Annotated in this window: 16 protein-coding genes; 4 read left to right on the top strand and 12 right to left on the bottom strand. The window is 70.8% G+C overall.

The window, feature by feature from the left end:
* Window positions 1-82: 82 nt before the first annotated feature.
* Window positions 83-1,006: a polysaccharide deacetylase family protein gene (locus ACQPY0_RS02325; RefSeq protein ID WP_432983860.1), complete on the top strand. Its 924-nt coding sequence runs from the start codon at window positions 83-85 to the stop codon at window positions 1,004-1,006.
* On the opposite strand, the gene ACQPY0_RS02320 is transcribed toward ACQPY0_RS02325, so the two are convergent.
* From ACQPY0_RS02320 to ACQPY0_RS02310, 3 genes are all read right to left on the bottom strand, one after another.
* Window positions 988-1,773: a hypothetical protein gene (locus tag ACQPY0_RS02320; RefSeq protein WP_432983857.1), complete on the bottom strand. Its 786-nt coding sequence runs from the start codon at window positions 1,771-1,773 to the stop codon at window positions 988-990. The two genes, ACQPY0_RS02325 and ACQPY0_RS02320, sit on opposite strands and share 19 nt — an antisense overlap.
* 1,054 nt (window positions 1,774-2,827) lie before the next feature.
* Window positions 2,828-5,365, bottom strand: coding sequence for an ATP-dependent Clp protease ATP-binding subunit (locus tag ACQPY0_RS02315; protein WP_432983854.1), 2,538 nt, complete (start codon window positions 5,363-5,365; stop codon window positions 2,828-2,830).
* A 421-nt stretch (window positions 5,366-5,786) separates the two neighbouring features.
* Window positions 5,787-6,143 (bottom strand): histone-like nucleoid-structuring protein Lsr2, encoded by a 357-nt coding sequence (locus ACQPY0_RS02310; RefSeq protein WP_432983851.1) that lies wholly within the window; start codon window positions 6,141-6,143, stop codon window positions 5,787-5,789.
* A gap of 291 nt (window positions 6,144-6,434) precedes the next feature.
* On the opposite strand from ACQPY0_RS02310, the gene ACQPY0_RS02305 reads away from it, so the two are divergent.
* Window positions 6,435-7,157 (top strand): class I SAM-dependent methyltransferase, encoded by a 723-nt coding sequence (locus ACQPY0_RS02305; RefSeq protein ID WP_432983848.1) that lies wholly within the window; start codon window positions 6,435-6,437, stop codon window positions 7,155-7,157.
* Here the strand turns inward: ACQPY0_RS02305 and ACQPY0_RS02300 are convergent.
* Window positions 7,154-7,915 carry a type III pantothenate kinase gene (locus tag ACQPY0_RS02300; RefSeq protein WP_432983845.1) on the bottom strand — a complete coding sequence of 254 codons (762 nt, stop codon included), beginning with the start codon at window positions 7,913-7,915 and terminating at the stop codon, window positions 7,154-7,156. The two genes, ACQPY0_RS02305 and ACQPY0_RS02300, sit on opposite strands and share 4 nt — an antisense overlap.
* A 44-nt stretch (window positions 7,916-7,959) precedes the next feature.
* Here ACQPY0_RS02300 and ACQPY0_RS02295 point away from each other — a divergent pair, with 44 nt between their 5' ends.
* Complete coding sequence (locus ACQPY0_RS02295) at window positions 7,960-10,323, top strand: hypothetical protein (protein WP_432983842.1); 2,364 nt, start codon at window positions 7,960-7,962, stop codon at window positions 10,321-10,323.
* On the opposite strand, the gene nadC is transcribed toward ACQPY0_RS02295, so the two are convergent.
* The 8 genes from nadC to ACQPY0_RS02255 form a co-directional block, all read right to left on the bottom strand.
* Window positions 10,317-11,195, bottom strand: a complete 879-nt coding sequence (nadC, locus tag ACQPY0_RS02290; RefSeq protein WP_432983839.1) for a carboxylating nicotinate-nucleotide diphosphorylase — start codon at window positions 11,193-11,195, stop codon at window positions 10,317-10,319. The two genes, ACQPY0_RS02295 and nadC, sit on opposite strands and share 7 nt — an antisense overlap.
* Entirely contained in the window at window positions 11,192-12,826 is a 1,635-nt protein-coding gene (locus ACQPY0_RS02285) for an L-aspartate oxidase (protein WP_432983836.1), read from the bottom strand. Before ACQPY0_RS02285 ends, nadC begins: the two co-directional genes overlap by 4 nt.
* A 362-nt stretch (window positions 12,827-13,188) precedes the next feature.
* Window positions 13,189-14,046, bottom strand: a complete 858-nt coding sequence (locus ACQPY0_RS02280; protein WP_432983833.1) for a septum formation family protein — start codon at window positions 14,044-14,046, stop codon at window positions 13,189-13,191.
* An 862-nt stretch (window positions 14,047-14,908) separates the two neighbouring features.
* Window positions 14,909-15,814: a septum formation family protein gene (locus ACQPY0_RS02275; protein ID WP_432983830.1), complete on the bottom strand. Its 906-nt coding sequence runs from the start codon at window positions 15,812-15,814 to the stop codon at window positions 14,909-14,911.
* A 92-nt stretch (window positions 15,815-15,906) separates the two neighbouring features.
* Window positions 15,907-16,329, bottom strand: a complete 423-nt coding sequence (panD, locus tag ACQPY0_RS02270; RefSeq protein WP_432983827.1) for an aspartate 1-decarboxylase — start codon at window positions 16,327-16,329, stop codon at window positions 15,907-15,909.
* The gene (gene panC / locus ACQPY0_RS02265; protein ID WP_432983824.1) at window positions 16,326-17,135 is read right to left on the bottom strand and encodes a pantoate--beta-alanine ligase; all 810 of its coding nucleotides are present in this window, start codon (window positions 17,133-17,135) and stop codon (window positions 16,326-16,328) included. The genes panD and panC overlap by 4 nt, the downstream gene beginning before the upstream one ends.
* Entirely contained in the window at window positions 17,132-18,037 is a 906-nt protein-coding gene (locus ACQPY0_RS02260) for a Rossmann-like and DUF2520 domain-containing protein (RefSeq protein ID WP_432983821.1), read from the bottom strand. The genes panC and ACQPY0_RS02260 overlap by 4 nt, the downstream gene beginning before the upstream one ends.
* A gap of 127 nt (window positions 18,038-18,164) precedes the next feature.
* Window positions 18,165-18,713, bottom strand: coding sequence for a TetR/AcrR family transcriptional regulator (locus ACQPY0_RS02255; RefSeq protein ID WP_432994939.1), 549 nt, complete (start codon window positions 18,711-18,713; stop codon window positions 18,165-18,167).
* Window positions 18,714-18,951: 238 nt separating this feature from the next.
* On the opposite strand from ACQPY0_RS02255, the gene ACQPY0_RS02250 reads away from it, so the two are divergent.
* Window positions 18,952-20,244, top strand: coding sequence for a D-arabinono-1,4-lactone oxidase (locus ACQPY0_RS02250; protein WP_432983818.1), 1,293 nt, complete (start codon window positions 18,952-18,954; stop codon window positions 20,242-20,244).
* The last annotated feature ends 1 nt before the right edge of the window (window position 20,245 follow it).

Below are 20,245 nucleotides of genomic sequence, written 5' to 3'. Positions count from 1 at the left end.
CCGTACGGGTGGCGTTGTTCACCGGGATGGATACCCCGAACGGGTACTCCCGCGGCCGTCCCGCATCGCTACTCTCAGGTTTGTGCTTGTTTCTGCCCGGGCGCGCCGGTTCGGGGCCACGATCAGCGCGATCGCCGCGCTGGCCGTCGCGGTCGCCGCCTGCGACGACAAGGCCCCCGGCCACTCCCAGGTCAACGGCGCCGCTCCCGCGAGCTCGGCGACCAGTTCCGGCGCACCGCAGACATCGACTGACGCCGACGACCCGGACGAGTCCCCGTCCGCTCAGCCGTCGGGCACCGCGACCGCCACGGCCAAGCCGAGCGCGTCGAAGTCGGATCAGCCCCCGCCGCCCGGCAATGCCTACGCGGGCCGCCTGCCGAAGTTCGGCCAGCCCCCGGTGCCGGAGCGCATCAACATCCCGGAGGGCGCCGGCGCACCGTATTACGCACGGATCCCGACCGACCAGCCGGTGGCGTTCCTGACCATCGACGACGGCTGGGTCAAGCGCCCGGAGGCCCTGGAGCTGCTACGCGAGTCCGGCGTGAAGGTCACGCTGTTCCTGACGATTAACGCGATCAAGGACAACCCGGGCTACTTCAAACAGCTGCAGGCCGCCGGCGCCGACATCGAGGCGCACACGATCACGCACCCGAACCTGAAGGGCAAGTCGTACGATTTCCAGAAGCGCGAGATCTGCGGCTCCGCCGACCAGCTGGGGACGATGTACGGTCACCGCCCGAAGCTGTTCCGCCCGCCGTTCGGCGACAAGGACGCGACGACGATGAAGGTGGCCCGCGACTGCGGCCTGCAGGCCGGATTCTTCTGGAAGGAAACTGTCGACAAGGGTACGGTCCGCTACCAGGAGGGCCACGGTGTGCAAAAGGGCGACATCATCCTGATGCATTTCCGTGACCGCTTCGTGGACGACTTCATCGCGTCGCTGCAGGCGATCGCGGCCGCAGGCCTGACCCCGGCGCTGCTGATCGACTACCTGCCGGCGACCTGATCCTCGCGGCTGCGCCGGTATCGCGCCCGCAGCGCCTCGACCTCGGCGGCGGTCATGGGCAACTCGGCCCGGACCGCCGCCTTCCATCCGTCGGGCACGACGAACCATCCGGGTCGGCACGCGAGCCCCTGAATCAGCGGTGGAACGGCCGCGAGATCCGCGGTGATGTCGAGCAGATCGGCTGTGCGGGCGTCGAGGCCCGGCAGCCAGGCCAGCCGCCGCAGCAGTTCCCGATCCCGGCCGGAAAGCCCCGCGATCACCGCCGGCACGAGAAACTCGGAGAGCCCGGCCTCGGCCCAGGCGAGCGTCCGCAGCTTGCCGACCCGTTCCCGGGGCGGTTGCTGTGCGAGCCAGGCCGCCGCCAGCCCGACAAGCCCCGGCCACCCGCTGGTCAGCAGATGCAGGTCCGGCGCGAGGGAATCGGCGGCCTCGGCGTCGCCGAACGCGGCCGCGAGCACCTGGTACGTCTCGTCCTCGGCGAACCCTAAATCGCCGGCCGAAACCTGCACGGCCCCGGAGATCCCCAGCTCCTCCTGGGCCGCCACCACCACGCCCCGCCGCCCGGCCAGCGGCCGGAGCAGCCGCGAGTCCGCGGCGGTGGCCCCGTCGATCGCCAGCGCCCCCGCCGCCGGCCAGTCCCCGGTGTCGCCCGCCTCGCCGAGGTCGACCAGCGCCCCGCCGTGAGCCGCCACCCAGGCGTCCAGCAGCGCACTCTTTCCCGCCCCAGCCCCGCCAACCAGCACCACCATCCGGTCGGCCGCGTCCAACCGCCCCATCAACCCCGTGCGCACAATCGGCCGCCCCGCCGCCGGTCGCCCACCTCGTCCGGACCCAAACGAGAACTGCCCCTTACTCACGCGCGGAACATACCCGCAAGAGGCGCTCAACAGGCATCCCGAGTCCTCTGTACGACTCCCGAACCCGACAAACCCACCCGAGCCATCGGACCCGCCCACAAATCGTGATCCACCTCGCCGAACATGGCGAGACCGGCGTCCTGACCCAGCCCCACGCTGCGCCCAGGGCGCCCGCAGCAACCCGACACACGGGGCAGGCGTGGCCGGCCCGGGCGAACGACCGCCCGGCGGCCGGAACGCGGCTCAGCCAGGGGCTGACGGCCTTTCCGCCGACCCCCGAGCCCGGCGACAGCGCCCGGCCAGGACACCCGCAGCAACACGACACGGGGCAAGCGGCCAGCCCAGGCGAACGGCCGATCCGCCGGAGGAAGGCTCAGTCACGGGCTGACGGCCGTTCCGCCGACCCCCCGAGCCCGGCGCCGCGGACCGGCCGCGCCCCGGCCCAGCCTCACTGCGCCCAGGGCACCCGCAACAACCTGCCAAGGGGCCAGGCGGCAAGCCCGGTCAAGCCGTGCGACCCGGCTCAACCACGGGCCGACGGCTTTCAGCCCGCCCCCGAGCCAGGCGCCGCCGACCGGCGACATCCGGCCAGGACACCCACAACAACCCAACACGGGACAAGCAACGAGCCCAGACGAACGGCCGACCCGCCGGAGGGCGGCTCAGACACGGGCTGACGGCCATTCCGCCGACTCCCGAGCCCAGGCGCCGCCAACCGGCGGCGTGCGCCCAGGGCGCCCGCACCAACCTGCCACGGGGCACTGGTCAAGCGGTGCGGTTGACGCCATGTCGAAGTCGGGCCGCTTGAACCCGGTTGGCCACGCGGCGCGTCGGCGCGCGCTCTCACTCAGCTTGCGCCGGATTCCGAGCGCGGCGCTGCGCGCCGGCGGTCAAAACGCCGGGCCCCGCTCGGGCCTGGTGGCCTGAGCGGGGCTCGGGTGGTTGGGGCAGGACGGCTGGCCGGTCAGGCCGACGCCTCGTCGGCGGAGCCGCCGCCGGCGAGCTCGGCCGGGACCGCGTCGGGCACGGCGCCCGGGCGGTCCGCACCGTCGAAGACCAGCTTGGCCTTCTCGAACTGGGCCGGGTCACCCTCGCAGTCGATGACGACGATCTGGCCGGGGCGCAGCTCGTTGAAGAGGATGCGCTCGGACAGTGCGTCCTCGATCTCGCGCTGGATCGTGCGGCGCAGCGGCCGGGCGCCCAGCACGGGGTCGTAACCCTTGTTCGCCAGGAACTTCTTGGCGTTGTCGGTCAGCTCGAGGCCCATGTCCTTGTTGCGCAGCTGGGTCTCGATCCGGGCGATCATCAGGTCGACGATGCCGAGGATCTGGTCCTGCAGGAGCTGGTGGAAGACGATCGTGTCGTCGATGCGGTTGAGGAACTCCGGGCGGAAGTGCTGCTTCAGCTCGTCGTTGACCTTCTGCTTCATCCGCTCGTAGTTGGACTCGTTGTCCTCCGACGCCTGGAAGCCCAGGGACACGGCCTTGGCCACGTCGCGGGTGCCCAGGTTGGTGGTCAGGATGATCACCGTGTTCTTGAAGTCCACGATGCGGCCCTGACCGTCGGTGAGGCGGCCGTCTTCCAGGATCTGCAGGAGCGTGTTGAACACGTCCGGGTGGGCCTTCTCGATCTCGTCGAAGAGGACCACCGAGAACGGCCGGCGGCGGACCTTCTCGGTCAGCTGGCCGCCCTCGTCGTAGCCCACGTATCCGGGCGGCGCACCGACGAGACGGGACACCGTGTACCGGTCGTGGAACTCGGACATGTCGAGCTGGATGAGCGCGTCCTCGGAACCGAAGAGGAACTCGGCCAGCGCCTTGGACAGCTCCGTCTTACCGACACCGGACGGGCCGGCGAAGATGAACGAGCCGGACGGGCGCTTGGGGTCCTTCAGGCCGGCCCGGGTGCGCCGGATCGCCTTCGAGACCGCCTTGACCGCGTCCTCCTGGCCGACGAGGCGCTTGTGCAGCTCGTCCTCCATGCGCAGGAGGCGGGCCGTCTCCTCCTCGGTCAGCTTGTAGACCGGGATGCCGGTCCAGTTCGCCAGCACCTCGGCGATCTGCTCGTCGTCAACCTCGCTCACGACGTCGAGATCGCCGGCCTTCCACTCCTTCTCCCGCTGCGCCTTCTGCCCGAGCAGCTGCTTCTCCTTGTCGCGCAGCTGCGCGGCCCGCTCGAAGTCCTGCGCGTCGATCGCGGACTCCTTGTCGCGGCGCACCTGGGCGATGCGCTCGTCGAAGTCGCGCAGGTCCGGCGGCGCGGTCATGCGGCGGATGCGCATCCGGGCGCCGGCCTCGTCGATCAGGTCGATCGCCTTGTCCGGCAGGTAGCGGTCGGAGATGTAGCGGTCGGCGAGGGTCGCCGCGGCCACCAGGGCGGCGTCGGTGATCGTCACCCGGTGGTGCGCCTCGTAGCGGTCGCGCAGGCCCTTGAGGATCTCGATGGTGTGAGCCAGCGACGGCTCACCCACCTGGATGGGCTGGAAGCGGCGCTCGAGGGCGGCGTCCTTCTCCAGGTGCTTGCGGTATTCGTCCAGCGTGGTCGCGCCGATGGTCTGCAGCTCCCCACGGGCCAGCATCGGCTTGAGGATGCTCGCCGCGTCGATCGCACCCTCCGCGGCACCCGCCCCGACGAGGGTGTGGATCTCGTCGATGAACAGGATGATGTCGCCGCGGGTGCGGATCTCCTTGAGGACCTTCTTCAGCCGCTCCTCGAAGTCACCGCGGTAGCGGGAGCCGGCGACCAGCGCACCCAGGTCGAGCGTGTAGAGCTGCTTGTCCTTGAGCGTCTCGGGCACCTCGCCCTTGACGATCCGCTGGGACAGCCCCTCGACCACGGCGGTCTTGCCGACGCCGGGCTCGCCGATGAGGACGGGGTTGTTCTTGGTGCGGCGGGACAGCACCTGCATGACCCGCTCGATTTCCTTCTCACGGCCGATGACCGGGTCGAGCTTGCCCTCGCGCGCGGCCTGGGTGAGGTTACGACCGAACTGGTCGAGCACCAGGCTCGTCGACGGGGCCGCCTCGCCGGGAGCACCGGTGCCGGCTGCCGCCGGCTCCTTGCCCTGGTAGCCGGAGAGCAGCTGGATGACTTGCTGGCGGACCCGGTTGAGGTCGGCGCCCAGCTTCACCAGCACCTGGGCCGCGACGCCCTCACCCTCCCGGATCAGGCCGAGGAGGATGTGCTCGGTGCCGATGTAGTTGTGCCCGAGCTGCAGCGCCTCCCGCAACGACAGCTCCAGCACCTTCTTGGCGCGTGGCGTGAACGGAATGTGCCCGCTCGGCGCCTGCTGGCCCTGGCCGATGATCTCCTCGACCTGCTGGCGGACACCCTCCAGCGAAATGCCGAGGCTCTCGAGCGCCTTGGCCGCCACGCCCTCACCCTCGTGGATGAGGCCGAGCAGGATGTGCTCGGTGCCGATGTAGTTGTGGTTGAGCATCCGGGCTTCTTCCTGCGCCAGGACGACAACCCGTCGTGCTCGGTCGGTGAACCGCTCGAACATCCCTGCTCCTCACGTGCCGTGTCCGTCGCCGCCGCTTGCCGCGGAACCCCCGGGTGCAGGGGTCGCCACGCCGAAGCTCTGTCGGACGCCAACGTGACCGTGCCATCACTCTATCGCCGAGGACCGACACATTGCGGGGTGTGCGGCGTTGCCGCACCCCACATTCGAGCGCCGGGACCCCCGGTCCCTACATGCCTACCCTCCGGGAACCACGTGTACCCGGTGCTTTCGCCCAACGTTCGCACCTGGTCGCATGTTCCTGCACCCCCGCGCGTACGCCGACAGCGAAATCCGCCTCACGCGCGCGAACACCCACCGTAACTGAACCGCTACGGTGGGTGTCTGGAGTTACTGGAATCGGATGTGGGACCACATAACAACCGCTAAGGCGTCCCGTTCCGGACGAAACGGTCAACGGGCGCTATCGGCCCGCTTCGGCGTTAAACCGGTCGACGATTTCCTGCTTGATGCGACCCCGGTCCGAGACTCTGATGCCCTTGTTCTGGGCCCATTCCCGAATCGCCTTGTTCTGCTCGCGGTCGGCCGCGGCCCCACCTCGGCCGCGCGCGCTGGCGGCACGCCCGCCGACCACCACGCCACCCCGCCCGACCTTGGTGCCGGCGGTCAGGAACGGCCCGAAGGCATCGCGCAGCTTCGTTGCGTTCTTCTTGGACAGGTCGATCTCGTACTGAACGCCGTCGAGCGCGAACTTCACCGTCTCGTCGGCTTCCCCGCCGTCGAGGTCATCGACCAGCACGTGGATGGTCCGCTTGGCCACTGTCGTATTCCCTTCGAGGAAGTCCGCCCCGCTTCGGTGCGAATGCAAAGATAACGCAGTAAGGCCCGACCCCGTCAACGGTACGCCGAAAACCACCGCCGATTCCCGATCGATTCCGCGATACGGTCACCCGCGGCGATCCGATCGCGATCCCGCGCGGATGTACGGATTGCCACCGGCCCCACGCAATGCGGAATAGCCCGGCAGCAATGCGACGCCCGTACAGATCCGTGTCGGTCGCATTGCTATGTGTGACGGGTCGAGAAATCCGATCGGCGTACGGTTGGCCGCGTGGACTTCAGCAAACACGCGTCTTCGTTCGGCGCGGCCGCCGAGCTCTACGACCGAATCCGCCCGCGCTATCCCGCGGAGGCCCTGCGCTGGGCGCTCGGCCCGGACCCGCGAGACATTGCCGACCTGGGCGCCGGCACCGGCATTCTGACCCGCCAGCTGCGCGAACTCGGCCACCGGGTCGTCGCCGTCGAACCGGATGACGAAATGCGCCGCCAGATCGACGGCGACGCGCGGGCCGGAAGCGCGACCGCGATTCCCCTCGAGACGGAAAGCCAGGACGCGGTGACCGCCGGCCAGGCCTACCACTGGTTCGCCGGCGAGCCCGCGCACGCCGAGATCGCCCGGGTGCTGCGCCCGGGCGGCTGGTTCGTGCCGGTCTGGAACGTGCGCGACGAGTCGGAGCAGTGGGTCGCCGACCTCTCCGACGTCTTCGACGGCCACCGCGCGCGCTCGGTCATCGACGAGCGCCGGCTGCCGCCCGATCAGTTCGGGCCATTGTTCGCCCCCGCCGAACTCGAGCTGTTCCGCTGGAGCACCACGCACACGGTGGACTCGCTGGTCGAGCTGATCAAGTCGCGCTCGTACTACCTCGTCTCCGACGCCGGCATGCGCGCCGCGCTCGAGCAGCGGGTGCGCGACCTGGCCGGGCGCACGTTCGCCGGGCAGGAGTACTTCGACATGCCGTACGTCACCTATGCGTACCGCGCGAAAAAGCTCTAGGTGTTGCGCTCGAAGATCAGGCGGAGGCCGATGAGCGTGAGCATCGGCTCGTGATGGGTGACACTCTGGCACTCCCCGATCACGATCGACGCGAGGCCGCCGGTGGCGACCACGGCCTTGACGTCGCCGCCGAGCTCCGCGGTCACCCCGCGCACGACCCCGTCGACCTGGCCCGCGAACCCGTACACCACGCCGGACTGCAGGCACTCAACGGTGTTCTTGCCGATCACCCGCGGCGGCTTGACCAGCTCGACCTTGCGCAATTGGGCGGCGCGGCCGGCGAGCGCGTCGACGGAGATCTCGATGCCGGGGGCGAGGACCCCGCCCAGGAACTCGCCCCGGGCCGACACCACGTCGAAGTTGGTCGAGGTGCCGAAGTCCACGACGATCGAGGGGCCGCCGTAGAGCGTGTACGCCGCGAGAGTGTTCGCCACCCGGTCGGTGCCGACCTCTTTCGGGTTGTCGATGGCCAACTGGACACCGGTGCGCACGCCGGGCTCCACGATGACGGTGGGGACGTTGTCGTAGTACCGCCGAAGCATCGTGCGCAGCGAACGCAGCGCGGCGGGCACGGTCGAGCACGCCGCGATGCCCGTCAGGGACACCGCGTCGGTGGCGAGCAGCCCGCGGTAGAGCAGGCCGAGCTCGTCCGCGGTGTCGCGGGCGTCGGTCTTGATCCGCCACGAGTGGACGATCTTCTCGCCCTCGAACGTGGCGAGCACCGTGTTGGTGTTCCCGATGTCGATGCACAGCAGCACCCCGGAAGCCTAACCAACGCCCATTCAATTACGATCGCGTGCCAATGATCCCGAACGCCCGTGTACTGCTCGCCCTGCTGCCGGTGGTCACGCTGGCGTTCACGGCCGTCGCGCTGCGGCCGCGCGCGGAGGCCGGCCGACGCCTGGCGATCATCCGCGCCGCCGTCGCCGTCGCGGCCGGCACGGTCGCCGCCGTCGAGCTGCTCTCGCTCCTCGACCTGGTCGCCGGCGCCCCGGTGATCATCCTGTGGTCACTCGCCGCGATCACCGCCGGCATCCTGGCGTACCGCTCAATACCGGATAAAACCCGAGATATAGCGAAAAATCCGACACAATGGTGGCCAGCACTCCGCCCAAAAAGCACAAAACGCAGATATCGTACCGCGAGCAAGCCGGACAAATCCGACACTCCGCCAACCAAGTCGACGCCCGCTGACGATCAACCCACACACCACCGGGGTTGGCTCGTCCGTGCACTGCAGGTGACCGTCGGACTCCTCGTGGCGAGCGAGCTCGTCCTGGCCATCGCATCCTCGCCGAACAACTTCGACTCGAACCACTACCACCTGGCCAAGATCGAACACTGGATCGCCAACGGCAACGTCGGCACGTACGCCACGATCCAGACGCAGCAGATCATTCTCGTGCCGGGCGCGGAGTTCCTCCTGCTCCAGCTGCGACTGCTCACCGACGGCGACGGGACGCTCAACCTGCTGCAGTGGGCCGCCGGCCTGCTCGGCGCCCTGGCCGTCGCCCGCTGCGCCGCCCAACTCGGCGCCGGCCGGGCCGGGCAGTGGCTCACCGCGGCCGTGTTCCTCACCGCGCCCGCGATCGCCCTGGAGTCCACCAGCACCCAGAACGACCTGGTCGTCACCGCCTGGATCGCCTGCGCCGCGACGATCGCCCTGGACGCGCGCCACCGCCCCGCCACCGTAGCCGACACGCTCACCCTGGCCGGGACCGCCGGCCTGGTCGTGGTGACGAAGTCCACCGGCCTCATGGCCCTCGGGACGATCCTCGCCTACTGGGCGATCTGCCACCTGCGTCGGAAAAGCCTCAAGCCGGTGCTGTACGGCATGGGCCTCACCGCGCTGGCCGCCGCCCTCCTGGCCGGCCCGTCGCTGCTACGGGTCCAGGAGGCCTTCGGCTCCCCGCTGGGCCCGCCCGAGTACCGCACGTCGCTGTCCACCACCCGCCACGACCCGCCCGCGGTCCTCGTCAACGGCCTCCGCCTGGGCGCCTCGACGCTACTGACCCCGGTGCCGCAGATCAACGCGGCGATCGGCGACACCGTCGTGCGCATCGCGGACCTGGTCGGCGTCGACCCGAACGACCCCGGCATCACCCAGTGGCGCAGCGTGTTCCCCGGCGACCGATGGAAGCCCGACGAGGACCGCTCCCCGTACCCGATCCAATCCGCCCTCGCCCTGCTCGGCACCGCCCTGGGCCTGGCCTTCCGCCGAACGCGGGGCTACGCCCTGCTGGTGCTCGGCGCCCTGGTCGCCACCGCGGTGATCGTGAAGTGGCAGGACTGGGGCAACCGCCTGATCCTGCCCGCGTTCGCGGTCGCCACCCCGCTGGCCGGCCTCTACCTGGAAAAGCTGACGGCTTTTGTCGCCCCAAGGACGGCCACGGCAACGGCTGAGAACTGGTCCACGACGGCCGGAGACAAGGACACGGCAGACCAAGACACGGACACAGCGGGACGGGACGCGGCAACGACTGAGCACCAGGCCACAGCGCCATTGGGATTTGCCGGCCCAAGGACGACGCAGGCCACGGCAACGGCTGAACACCAGTCCACAGCAGGCGGGGACACCGACACAGCAGGCGGGGACACCGGCACGGCGGGGCGGGACGCGGGGACGGCGGAGAGCCGGGGCGCGGGGATGGCTGAGCGGCGGGGCAGGGCGGCTGCCGGGCGGCAGGGCGTGGTGGGCGTGGTGCGGTGGGGCGTGCGCAGCGTCGGGGCCGTGCTGGCGTTGATCGTGCTGGCCGGCGGCACCGTGCACGGCTATCTTGCCGTCTACTACGGTCAGCCGCGCCGGCTCGTCGGGCAGGGATCGGTGTTCACGCTGGACGACTGGCAGGAGCGGTTCGTCCGCATGCCGGATCAGGCCGCCGGCTACCGCAAGGCGATCGACGAGGTCCGGGCGAGCGGTGCCGAACGGGTCGGGCTGGTGCTCGACGGCGACCTGTGGGAGTACCCGATCCAGATCGAGCTGCGCGACAAGCAGCTCGTCGAGCTCGAGTCGGAGGTGCCCGGCCGCCCGCCGGCGAGCGTCACGTCGGTCGATGCGGTTGTCTGCGTCGGCGGACCGGACCGCTGCCGGGCGATCGTTCCGGCGAACTGGCAGTACAACCGCATCGACCAGTTTGTGACGACGGCCTTTCCGCCCCGTCAGTGAAGGCGCAGGTCCATCGCGATGTCGAGGATCGGCGAGGAGTGGGTGAGCCCGCCGACCGAGAGGTAGTCGACTCCCGTCGCCGCGTATTCGGCGGCGGTGGCCAGCGTCAGGTTGCCCGTCGCCTCGAGCTCGGCGCGGCCGCCGACCGCGCTGACCACCTCGCGCAGCAGCTCGGGGCGCATGTTGTCCAGGAGCAGGAACGGCGCCCCGGCGGTGACCGCCTCGACGGCCTCGCCGACGGTGGTCACCTCGACCTGGACGGGGACGTCGGGGAACGCGGCGCGCACCCGCTCGTACGCCGCCGTGATCCCGCCCGCGGCCAGCTTGTGGTTGTCCTTGATCATGGCGACGTCGTAGAGCCCCATGCGCTTGTTGGTGCCCCCGCCCGCCCGGACCGCGTACTTCTCCAGGACCCGCAGGCCGGGGGTGGTCTTGCGGGTGTCGAGCACGAGCGCGTCGGTGCCCTCCAGCAGGTCCGCCCAGCGGCGGGTGTGGGTGGCGACGCCCGACATCCGGCAGAGCAGGTTGAGCGCCGAGCGCTCGGCGGTGAGCAGGGCCCGGGTGGGCCCGCTGACCGTGGCCAGCGCATCGCCGCGGGCCACGCGCTCTCCGTCGCGCCTCTTCATCTCCACGGTGGTACTGCCCGAGACCGCCTCGAACACCGCCGCCGCGACCCACAGCCCGGCGACAACGCCGTCGGCCCGGGCCACGATGTCGGCCTCGTCGGTCTGGTCCTCGGGGATCGTCGCGACGCTGGTGACGTCGAGGCCGTCGGGCCCCAGGTCCTCGGTCAAGGTACGGCGGACGATGTCCTCGACCGCCTCTGGATCGAGTCCGACCTTGCGCAGCTCGGACTCGGTCTGGATCCTCACGCGTCCTCCCAGGTTTCGGTGAGTGCGCCGGCGTCGTCGAGGGCGGCGAGGAAGTGGCCCCGGAAGACGTCGCTGGCGTCGGGAAAGTCCTCCCGCCAGTGGCAACCCCGGGTCTCCTGCCGCTGCGTTGCGGCCGCGACCAGGGCACTGGCGACGGTGAGCAGGTTGGTGGCCTCCCAGGCGGCCACGTTCGCGGCGGCCCGGTCCAGCGAGAGCTTGGTGAGGGCCTGGTTGGCCTGGTCGAGGGAGTCGGCACTGCGCAGTACCGATGCATGGGCCGACATCGTGGCCTGCAGCTGGCCCCGGATCGCCGGATCGGCGGACCAGGCTTGCCGGTCGTGCTCGGCGGGCGCCGCGGGGTCCGCCTGGCGGGGCAGGTCGCGGGCGATGTCCTTGGCGATGCGGCGGGCGAAGACGAGCCCCTCCAGCAGCGAGTTGGAGGCGAGCCGGTTGGCGCCGTGGACGCCGGTGCAGGCGACCTCGCCGCACGCGTACAGGCCGGGGATCGAGGTGCGGCCGTTCAGGTCGGTGCGGACGCCGCCGGAGGCGTAGTGCGCCGCGGGCGAGACCGGGATCAGGTCGGCGGCGGGGTCGACCCCGGCGGCGCGGCAGGAGGCGATGATCGTGGGGAAGCGGGAGTCGAGGAACTCGCGGCCGAGGTGGCGGGCGTCGAGCCAGACGTTGGCGGTGCCCTCGGCGCGCATGACCCGGTAGATGCCCTTGGCGACCACGTCGCGGGGCGCCAGCTCGGCGAGCTCGTGCCGGCCGACCATGAAGCGGTTGCCGTCGCCGTCGCGCAGGTACGCCCCCTCGCCCCGCAGCGCCTCGCTCACCAGTGGCTGCTGCGAGTCGCGGTTGCCCAGCGCCAGCGCGGTCGGGTGGAACTGCACGAACTCGAGATCGGTGACCCGCGCGCCCGCCCGCAGCGCCAGCGCCACGCCGTCGCCGGTGGACACGATCGGGTTGGTGGTGGCCGCGAAGATCTGCCCCATCCCGCCGGTCGCGAGCACCACAGCCCGCGCCTGTACGGCACCCACGCCGTCCTCGGCCCCCTCGCCCAGCACGTGCAGCGTGACCCCGCAGGCGCGCCCGTCGGCATCCGTCAGCAGGTCCAGCACCAGGGCATGCTCGATGAGCCGGATCCAGGGGTCCCGGTGCACGGCCGCGTGCAGCGCCCGCTGGACCTCGGCCCCGGTGGCGTCCCCGCCGGCGTGGATGATCCGGTTGGCGTGGTGCCCGCCCTCGCGGGTCAGCATGAGCGAGCCGTCGGTGTTCCGGTCGAACTCCGCCCCCCAGCGGATCAGCTCCCGGACCCGCGTCGGCCCCTCCCCCACCAGCACGTCCACGGCCGCCGGGTCGCACAGCCCGACCCCGGCCACGAGCGTGTCCTGCGCATGCGCCTCGGGCGTGTCGAGCGGATCGAGCACCGCCGCGATCCCACCCTGCGCCCACCGCGTCGACCCGTCATCGATATTGACCTTGGTGACGACGGTGACGTGCAGCCCGGCCTCGCGCAGGTGCAGCGCGGCGGTCAGACCCGCGACCCCGGACCCGATGACGACGACGTCGGTCGGCTCGGCCCAGCCGGGCTGTGGCCCGGCCAGCCGCCGGGGGACGGTCGGCCCGTTCATGCCTACAGTCATCCCTACAGTCAACATCACTAGCCCGTACGACGGGTGGTGATGCTCATCGCCCTGCTCAGGCACCCTTGGGCGAGTTCTCGCCTTTTCCGATATATCGGACGCCCCGTTGGCCACGACATATCGGACCTTTCACATTCGTCGAATCCTTGCAACCGTCCACCGTCCGTTTTAGCACGATAAGTCGGGCGCTCCGCGCCGACTTATCGTATTTATCGCCCGACAGGGCATAAGAGCACCCAGACCTCCGCGTGTGCCTGCCGGCCCGGCAGGTCCGAGCGCCGAAGCGCCGCCACGACAAGGCGCGATCTTGGCCTGCCTGAGCCACGGCCGCGCGGGGCCACGCCGGCCGTTCAGGCCAGCGGCAGGGGTGCGGTGCCGAGGCCGCGGACCGTGGCCTTGAGGGGCTTCGCGCTCATCAGGTAACACGTGAAGGCCTGGTCGCTGCCCAGCCACTCGTTCGGCGTCTTCGGGCCGACCGAGCCCGGGGTCAGGTCGTCGCGGCCGCCGTCCGCCGACAGTCCCAGGTAGCTCAACCCCACCGCGGTGCAGCCCTTCGCCGTCGCCGACTGCACGGCCGTCTCGTCGAACGGGGCCTCGGGCGGGGTGATGGTGTAGACGCCGGAGTACTCGCCGTCGTGGGGGGCGGAGCACTGGACGTACTGGAGCTGATTTATGCAGGCGATCGCCAATGCGGACCCGTGCGCCAGTTCGCCCTTGAGCGAGCCCTCGTGCGGCACGAACCGGTCGCCGGTCGGCCCGGTCACCTCCGCGACCCCGCAACCGAAGAAGCCGTCGGTCGCCGGCTTGATCCACGAGGCCACGATCCGCAGGCGGGTCTCGTGCCAGGCGCCGCCCAGGAACAGCGGCCCCTGGGCCAGGCAGGCGCGGCGGGCCTGGGCGTACAGCAGCGCCTGCGTCACCTTGACGTCGTCACCCTTCGCGTCGTCGAGCCGGTGCAGCAGGTCCTTGCCGACCTGGCCGACGTGGAACAGCTCGACGGTGTGCCCGCCCGCGCAGTCGACGGGCCCACCGGCCCACGGCAGCGCCACCTTCACCCCGTCGGCGTCGACCTTGTAGCAGGTTCCGGCCTCGGGCGCGCCCGCCGGCGGGGTGCCGGGGATGTCGCGGCCCCGCCCCCGCTCGTACATCCAGTAGATCCCGCCCCCGATGAGCGCCACGACCACGACGATGAGGGCGACCCGCTTCATGAGGAAGCAGTCTGCGTTACCCGCCGGTAACTGTCTACCCTCGCTCGTTAAATGCTGAAATTTCGGATAAGTCCGGACACGGAGTGTCTGGACTTATCCGCGCTGGGCCGAACGGGAACGACAGTCCGCCTCGTCGCTTGGACCTGCCGCGCCACGGGTGTGCAGGGGAAAGCGGGGCGCCTGTCGTCGAGCGCTCTTACCTACGAGCTGGAACCGCCGTCGCCGAGCAAGAGCCACGAGTCTTCGAGGGACGGGAGCGGCACCGAACAGGAGCGCGGCGACCACGAGCCGAGGAACGACGGGGCACGCGGGTGCGGGCCCGCCGCTGCCCCGCCGCGCGGCGCTCCAGCACCCGCTTGACGGTCTTGTGTGTCGTGCCGCAGAGGGCGGCCGCGGCCCGCAGGCTACCGGTCTCCGCGTAGGCGTTGATGATGTCCAACTCCTGCCTCGCAGTCTTCAATAGAGGGGTCCTTCGGGGCTCGCCGAGTCGCTGGTTGGCGCCGCAAGTCTCGGCCCCGAAGGACCCCAAAGATCAACTCATCCCCTGCGAGGTGGGGACATTCACTGGCCACGCGCAAGACGCCAGCGACGGCCTTGCCGAGGCGAGGACTCCGAGTGCCGCGTGAGGAGCGACAGCAGCCCGGGAACGACCGGCGAAGACGCCACCGCAGCGCCGCGCGAGGAGCGACAGCAGGCCCCGGAGCGACGAGGACCTGAGCGTGCCGGCGACAGCGCAACGGGGCCGCAGCGAGCACCGGGGACGCGGCCGGCGAAAGGCGAACGGGAGCCAGGAGCACGGCCCGGGGCGGGAAAGGGCTGCGCCCCCGGGCCGCGAGGAATCCGGGGGCGCAGGACGTGCTGATCAGATGGTGCCGGAGCCGATGCCCTTGATGGACTTCGTGACCGTCTTCTTGTCGAAGAGCATCGCGTAGCAGCGGGCCGTGCGGTTGCCTCGGTTCCAGTTCTCCTCGTCGACCATCCAGAAGCCGATGCCGACCTGCTGGTGGTTGGTCAGCTGGGACGCCGTCATCCCGAGATACTTGGCGCCCAGGCCCTCGCAGCCCGGCCGCATCGCCGTCTTGCGCTCGTCCGAGTTCGACGGGAAGGGGCGGTCGGTCGAGGCGTACGTCCCGACGTATTCCATGTTGTGCGTCGACGTGCACGCCGCCGGCGTGTAGTCCAGCCAGGTCTTGCCGTCGGTGTCGTACACCTCCATCGCGCACGTCAGCCCCAGCGGCTTGTCCCCGCTCAGCGTGCCCTTCAGGCTGCCTGTGCGGTTGACCGGCTTGTCACCGTCGCTGACCACCTCGGCCAGGTCGCAGCGCAGGTAGCGCGCACCGGCCGACCACTGGGTCGAGGACGGGATCAGGACCAGCAGCTCCAGGCGGCCGTCGTGGAAGTCGCCGCCCAGGAACTTCTCGGCCTCCGTGTTGCACGTTGCCCAGCCGTCCTTGAGCGCCGCGCCCTTCGGCGGCGTGGTGCCGGTCGCGGCCGAGCTCGGCAGGTCGCCGACCCAGAAGGTCTCGCTCGCGTGCGACGTGGAGCAGGAGTCGACCGGCTTGAACGAGAACAGCGTCGTGGTGTCGGTGGCGAAATAGTCGACGGTCGTCGTGTAGCACTGGCCGACCGGCGGGGATGGGATCTTCGGCGCCGCGAGCATCGCCCAGTCGTCGGTGAGATCCTTGTCGGTCCCGGCCGGCGTGCCGCAGCCCGCCAGGAGGGCCAGCGCCATCACCGGCACCAGCGCCGCGATCAGCTTGCGCGCCATCCTCGTCCGTCCTCCCCCAAGGCATGCGTACGCCGACGACTCGGCAGTCTGCACAACCATAGACGCGGTTGGCAACAACCCGATAAACGGCATTAAGCCTGTACGAGGTCTCCCCGGACGGGAGAACCGGCCATTCCGGGCACCGCGTCGGCGGGGTCGGTGCCGAGCTCGATGACGCGGTTGTCCGCGTCGACGTGCACGACCCGGGGCTGATAGGTGCGGGCGGTGGCGTCGTCGAGCTGGGCGTAGGAGATCAGGATGACCAGATCGCCCGGGTGCACGAGGTGGGCGGCGGCGCCGTTGATGCCGATGACGCCGCAGCCGCGGGGGCCTGCGATGACGTACGTCTCCAGCCGCGCCCCGTTGGTCACGTCCACGATCGCGACCTGCTCGCCGGCGAGCAGGTCCGCGGCGTCCATGAGGTCCTCGTCGACTGTCACGGATCCGACATAGTGCAGATCGGCCTGGGTGACCGTGGCCCGGTGGATCTTCGACTTGAGCATCGTGCGGATCACGGAAGGTCAACTCCAAGGTTGTCGATCAGTCGGGTGCCGCCCACCCAGGCGGCGGTGATGGCGCGGGCCGGGCCGTGGGCGGGCGCCGGTCCGAGCATCGGGTCGGTGAGCACGAGGTAGTCGAGCTTGACGTCGGGCACGCGGGCGAACTCGGCCAGCCCGGCCTCGACCGATCCGGCCGCCGCAGTCGCCGCGAGGGCCCGGTGCAGGACCAGCGCGGCCTCCCGCTCGGCGGGGGCGAGGTATCGGTTGCGGCTGCTCAGCGCCAGCCCGTCGGCCTCGCGCACGGTCGGCACCCCGCGCACCTCGATCGGCAGGTCGAAGTCGCGGGCCATCGCTCGGATCAGGGTCAGCTGCTGGTAGTCCTTCTCGCCGAAGTACGCGAGGTCGGGCCGGGTCAGCTGGAAGAGCTTGTTGACCACGGTGAGCACCCCGTGGAAGAAGCCCGGGCGGCTGGCGCCCTCCAGCACGCCGCCGAGCGGGCCGGGCTCGACGCGGACGGAGGGCTCACCCAGCGGGTACATCACCTCGCGCGTCGGGGCGAAGACCAGGTCGACGCCCTCGGCGCGGGCCAGCTCGAGGTCGGCGTCCATGGTCCGCGGGTAGCGGTCGAAGTCCTCGTTGGGGCCGAACTGCAGCGGGTTGACGAAGCTGGTCAGCAGCACCGACCTCGCCTCGGCGCGCGCCCGGCGCAGGAGCGTCGCGTGCCCGGCGTGCAGGGCGCCCATGGTCATCACGACGGCGACGTCGCCGGGCAGCTCGCCGCGCGCCTGCCGCAGCGCCGCCCGATCCGATGCGACCTTCACGCGGCCCGCTCCTTGGCCTTGGCGTCCCGCAGGACGTCGAGCAGGGGTTCGGCGTCCTGGGGACGCAGGCGGCCCGCGGCGATGACCCGGTCCGCGGTGCGCCGGGCGAGGGCGAGATATGGCGGTACGGAACCGGGCGCCACGGCGTCGAGGGCCTGCAGGTGCCGGCGCACGGTCCCGGCGTCGCCCCGGGAGACCGGGCCGGTGATGGCCGCGTCGCCGAGGCGCAGCGTGTTGTCCAGCGCGGCGCCCAGCAGCGGGGCCAGCACGCGCTCGGGCTGGTGCACGCCCGCGTCGCGCAGCCGGTCCATCGCCTCGGCGACGAGCGTGGCGAGGTGGTTGGCGCCGTGGGCGAGCGCCGCGTGGTACAGCGGCCGCTTCTCCTCGTCGATCCACTCCACGATGCCGGCGAGGTCGGCGACCAGCGCCTCGGCGACCGGGCGCAGCTCGTCCGGCGCGGTGACGCCGAAGGAGATGCCGGCCGTGAGCCGCTCGAGGTCGGTCTCGGTGCCGGTGAACGTCATGGCCGGGTGCAGCGCCAGCGGGAACGCGCCCGCGGCGGCGACCGGCGCGAGGACGGCGAGGCCGTGGGCGCCGGAGGTGTGGGCGACGATCTGGCCGGGGCGCAGCGCGCCGGTCTCGGCGAGGCCGGCGACGAGTGCGGCGAGGGCGTCGTCGGGCACGGCCAGGACGACCAGGTCCGCGGCGGCGGCGACCTCGTCGGCGGGCCGGAGGCGCGCGTGCGGCAGGAAGCGCTCGGCGCGGGACTTGGAGGCGGCGGAGACGGCCACCGCGGCGACCACGGTGTGGCCGGCGCGCTCCAGCGCGGCCCCGAGGACGGAACCCACCCGACCGGCACCGATGATGCCGACGTTGTTTCTGCTGGTAGAGCCACGGTTCATGAAGATCGATCCAGTCCTCGTCAGTGGGGTACCGGTCGATCTGAAGTATGCGTCGCAGCGGGCAAAGCGGACAGACGTTGTGGGATTGTCAACAGCGTGTTCGTCCGCCTTGCCCGCCGTCACGACGTCAGAGCCGGTGGTGCAGGTACTCCCTGATCAGCGCCTTCGCCTCGCCCAGCACGATCGGGTCGCCGTCGCTCGAGCGGCGGAACGCGAGCTTGATGAGCGCGTCGGCGGCCTCGACCGCGATCGCCAGCACGAACTGCAGCCGCTGCGGGTCGAGGTCGCCGAAGCGCTCGAGGAGCAGGCCGGCGAGCTGCGAGACGATGACGTCGTTGTTGTCCCGCTCGTCGTCGAGCAGGTGGATGTCCACGACATCGCCGAAGTGCAGGGTGCGGAAGCCCGGCACGGTCCGGTGCATGTCGATGTACTCGTCGATGGCCGCGTCGACCGCGTCCCACCAGTGCGAGATGCCCTCGCCGTCGGCCAGCCGGGCGCCGAGGCGCTCCAGGTAGCCCTCGAGGCTGCGCAGCGTGAGCGCCTGCACGATGGCCCGCTTGTCCGGGAAGAACTGGTAGACCGAGCCGATCGCCACCCCCGCCCGCTCCGCCAGCAGCGTCGTGGTGAGCCCGTCGTAGCCCACCTCGTCGACCAGTTCCGCGCAGGCGTCGAGCATCCGCCCGACGCGCGCCACACTGCGCCCCTGCACCGGCACCCGGCGCAGCGGCTTCGTACCGGCGCCGGCCACTGTCTGCGTCGCCACCCGGTCTTCCCCCTCTACCTCGTCGGACCCGACCGATAGCCCGGGGCCCGCCTTTGAAACCTACTCACGTCAACGACCGGGCACGATCGACGGATAGGGCATTTCACCCTTGTGATTGACGGAGGGCATACATGAAGGGTACTCAGATTTCGTGACATCTCCGTGGACCAACTGGGCTGGCAACCAGAGCGCGACCCCCGCCCGGGTCGCGCACCCCGGCAGCGCCGCTGAGCTGGGCGAACTCATCCGCGCGGCGGCGGGCGAGGGGGTGACGGTGAAGGCCGTCGGCAACGGCCACAGCTTCACCCCGACGGCCCTGACCGACGGCGTCCGGGTGGAGCTGGACCGGATGGCGTCCCTCGTGCGGGTGGACGGAAATCTCGTCACGGTCCAGGCGGGCATGAAGCTATCCGCCCTCAACGCCATCCTGGCCGCGAACGGGCTCGCCATGCCCAACCTCGGCGACATCGACGCACAGACGATCTCGGGCGCGCTGTCGACCGGCACGCACGGCACGGGCGCCGCCTACGGCTGCCTGTCCACCTTCATCGAGGCGCTCACCCTGGTCACCGCCGACGGCACCGAACTGTCCTGCTCGGCCACCCAGAACCCCGACCTCTTCGCCGCGGCGCGGGTCAGCATCGGGGCGCTCGGCGTGCTCAGCTCGGTGACGCTGCGCTGCGCGCGGGCGTTCACGCTGCGGGCCGACGAGCGCCCGGCGCACCTGGGCGACGTGTGGTCCGGCCTGGACGAGCACATCGGGGGCAACGAGCACTTCGAGTTCTACTGGTTTCCCTACACCGACCGCGTCCAGATGAAGCGCAACAACACGGTCCCGGCCGCGGACACGCCGCTGCCGGGCTGGCGCCGCTGGCTCGACGACGACTTCCTGTCCAACACGGTCTTCGGGGCCGCATGCCGTCTCGGCCGCGCTTTCCCCGCGACAGTACCGCCGGTCAGCCGCATCTCCGCCCGGGCGCTCTCGGCCCGCACGTACACCGCCGCCTCCCACGAGGTCTTCTGTACCCCGCGCCGGGTCCGGTTCGTCGAGATGGAGTACGGCCTGCCCCGCGCGGCGCTGCGCGAGGCGTTCGACGGGCTCCGGTCGGTCGTGGCCGGGCTGCCGTACAAGATCCAGTTCCCGGTCGAGGTGCGCTTCACCGCGGCCGACGACATCTGGCTGTCGCACGGCTACGGCCGCGACAACGCCTACATCGCCATCCACCAGTATGTCGGCGCGCCCTACGAGGAGTACTTCCGCCGCTTCGAGGCGATCACCACCCCGCTGGGCGGCCGGCCGCACTGGGGCAAGATGAACTTCCGCGACGCGGAGTCGCTGTCCCGGGCGTACCCGCGCTTCGCCGACTTCACCGCGATGCGCGACAAGCTGGACCCGAACCGCGTGTTCGCGAACGTCTACACGGAACGGGTCCTGGGCGCCTGAC

Origin of the sequence: Dactylosporangium sp. CA-233914 (genome assembly GCF_050942935.1) — a bacterium.
Lineage (GTDB): Bacteria > Actinomycetota > Actinomycetes > Mycobacteriales > Micromonosporaceae > Dactylosporangium.
This window is presented reverse-complemented; position numbering and strand designations above follow the sequence as displayed.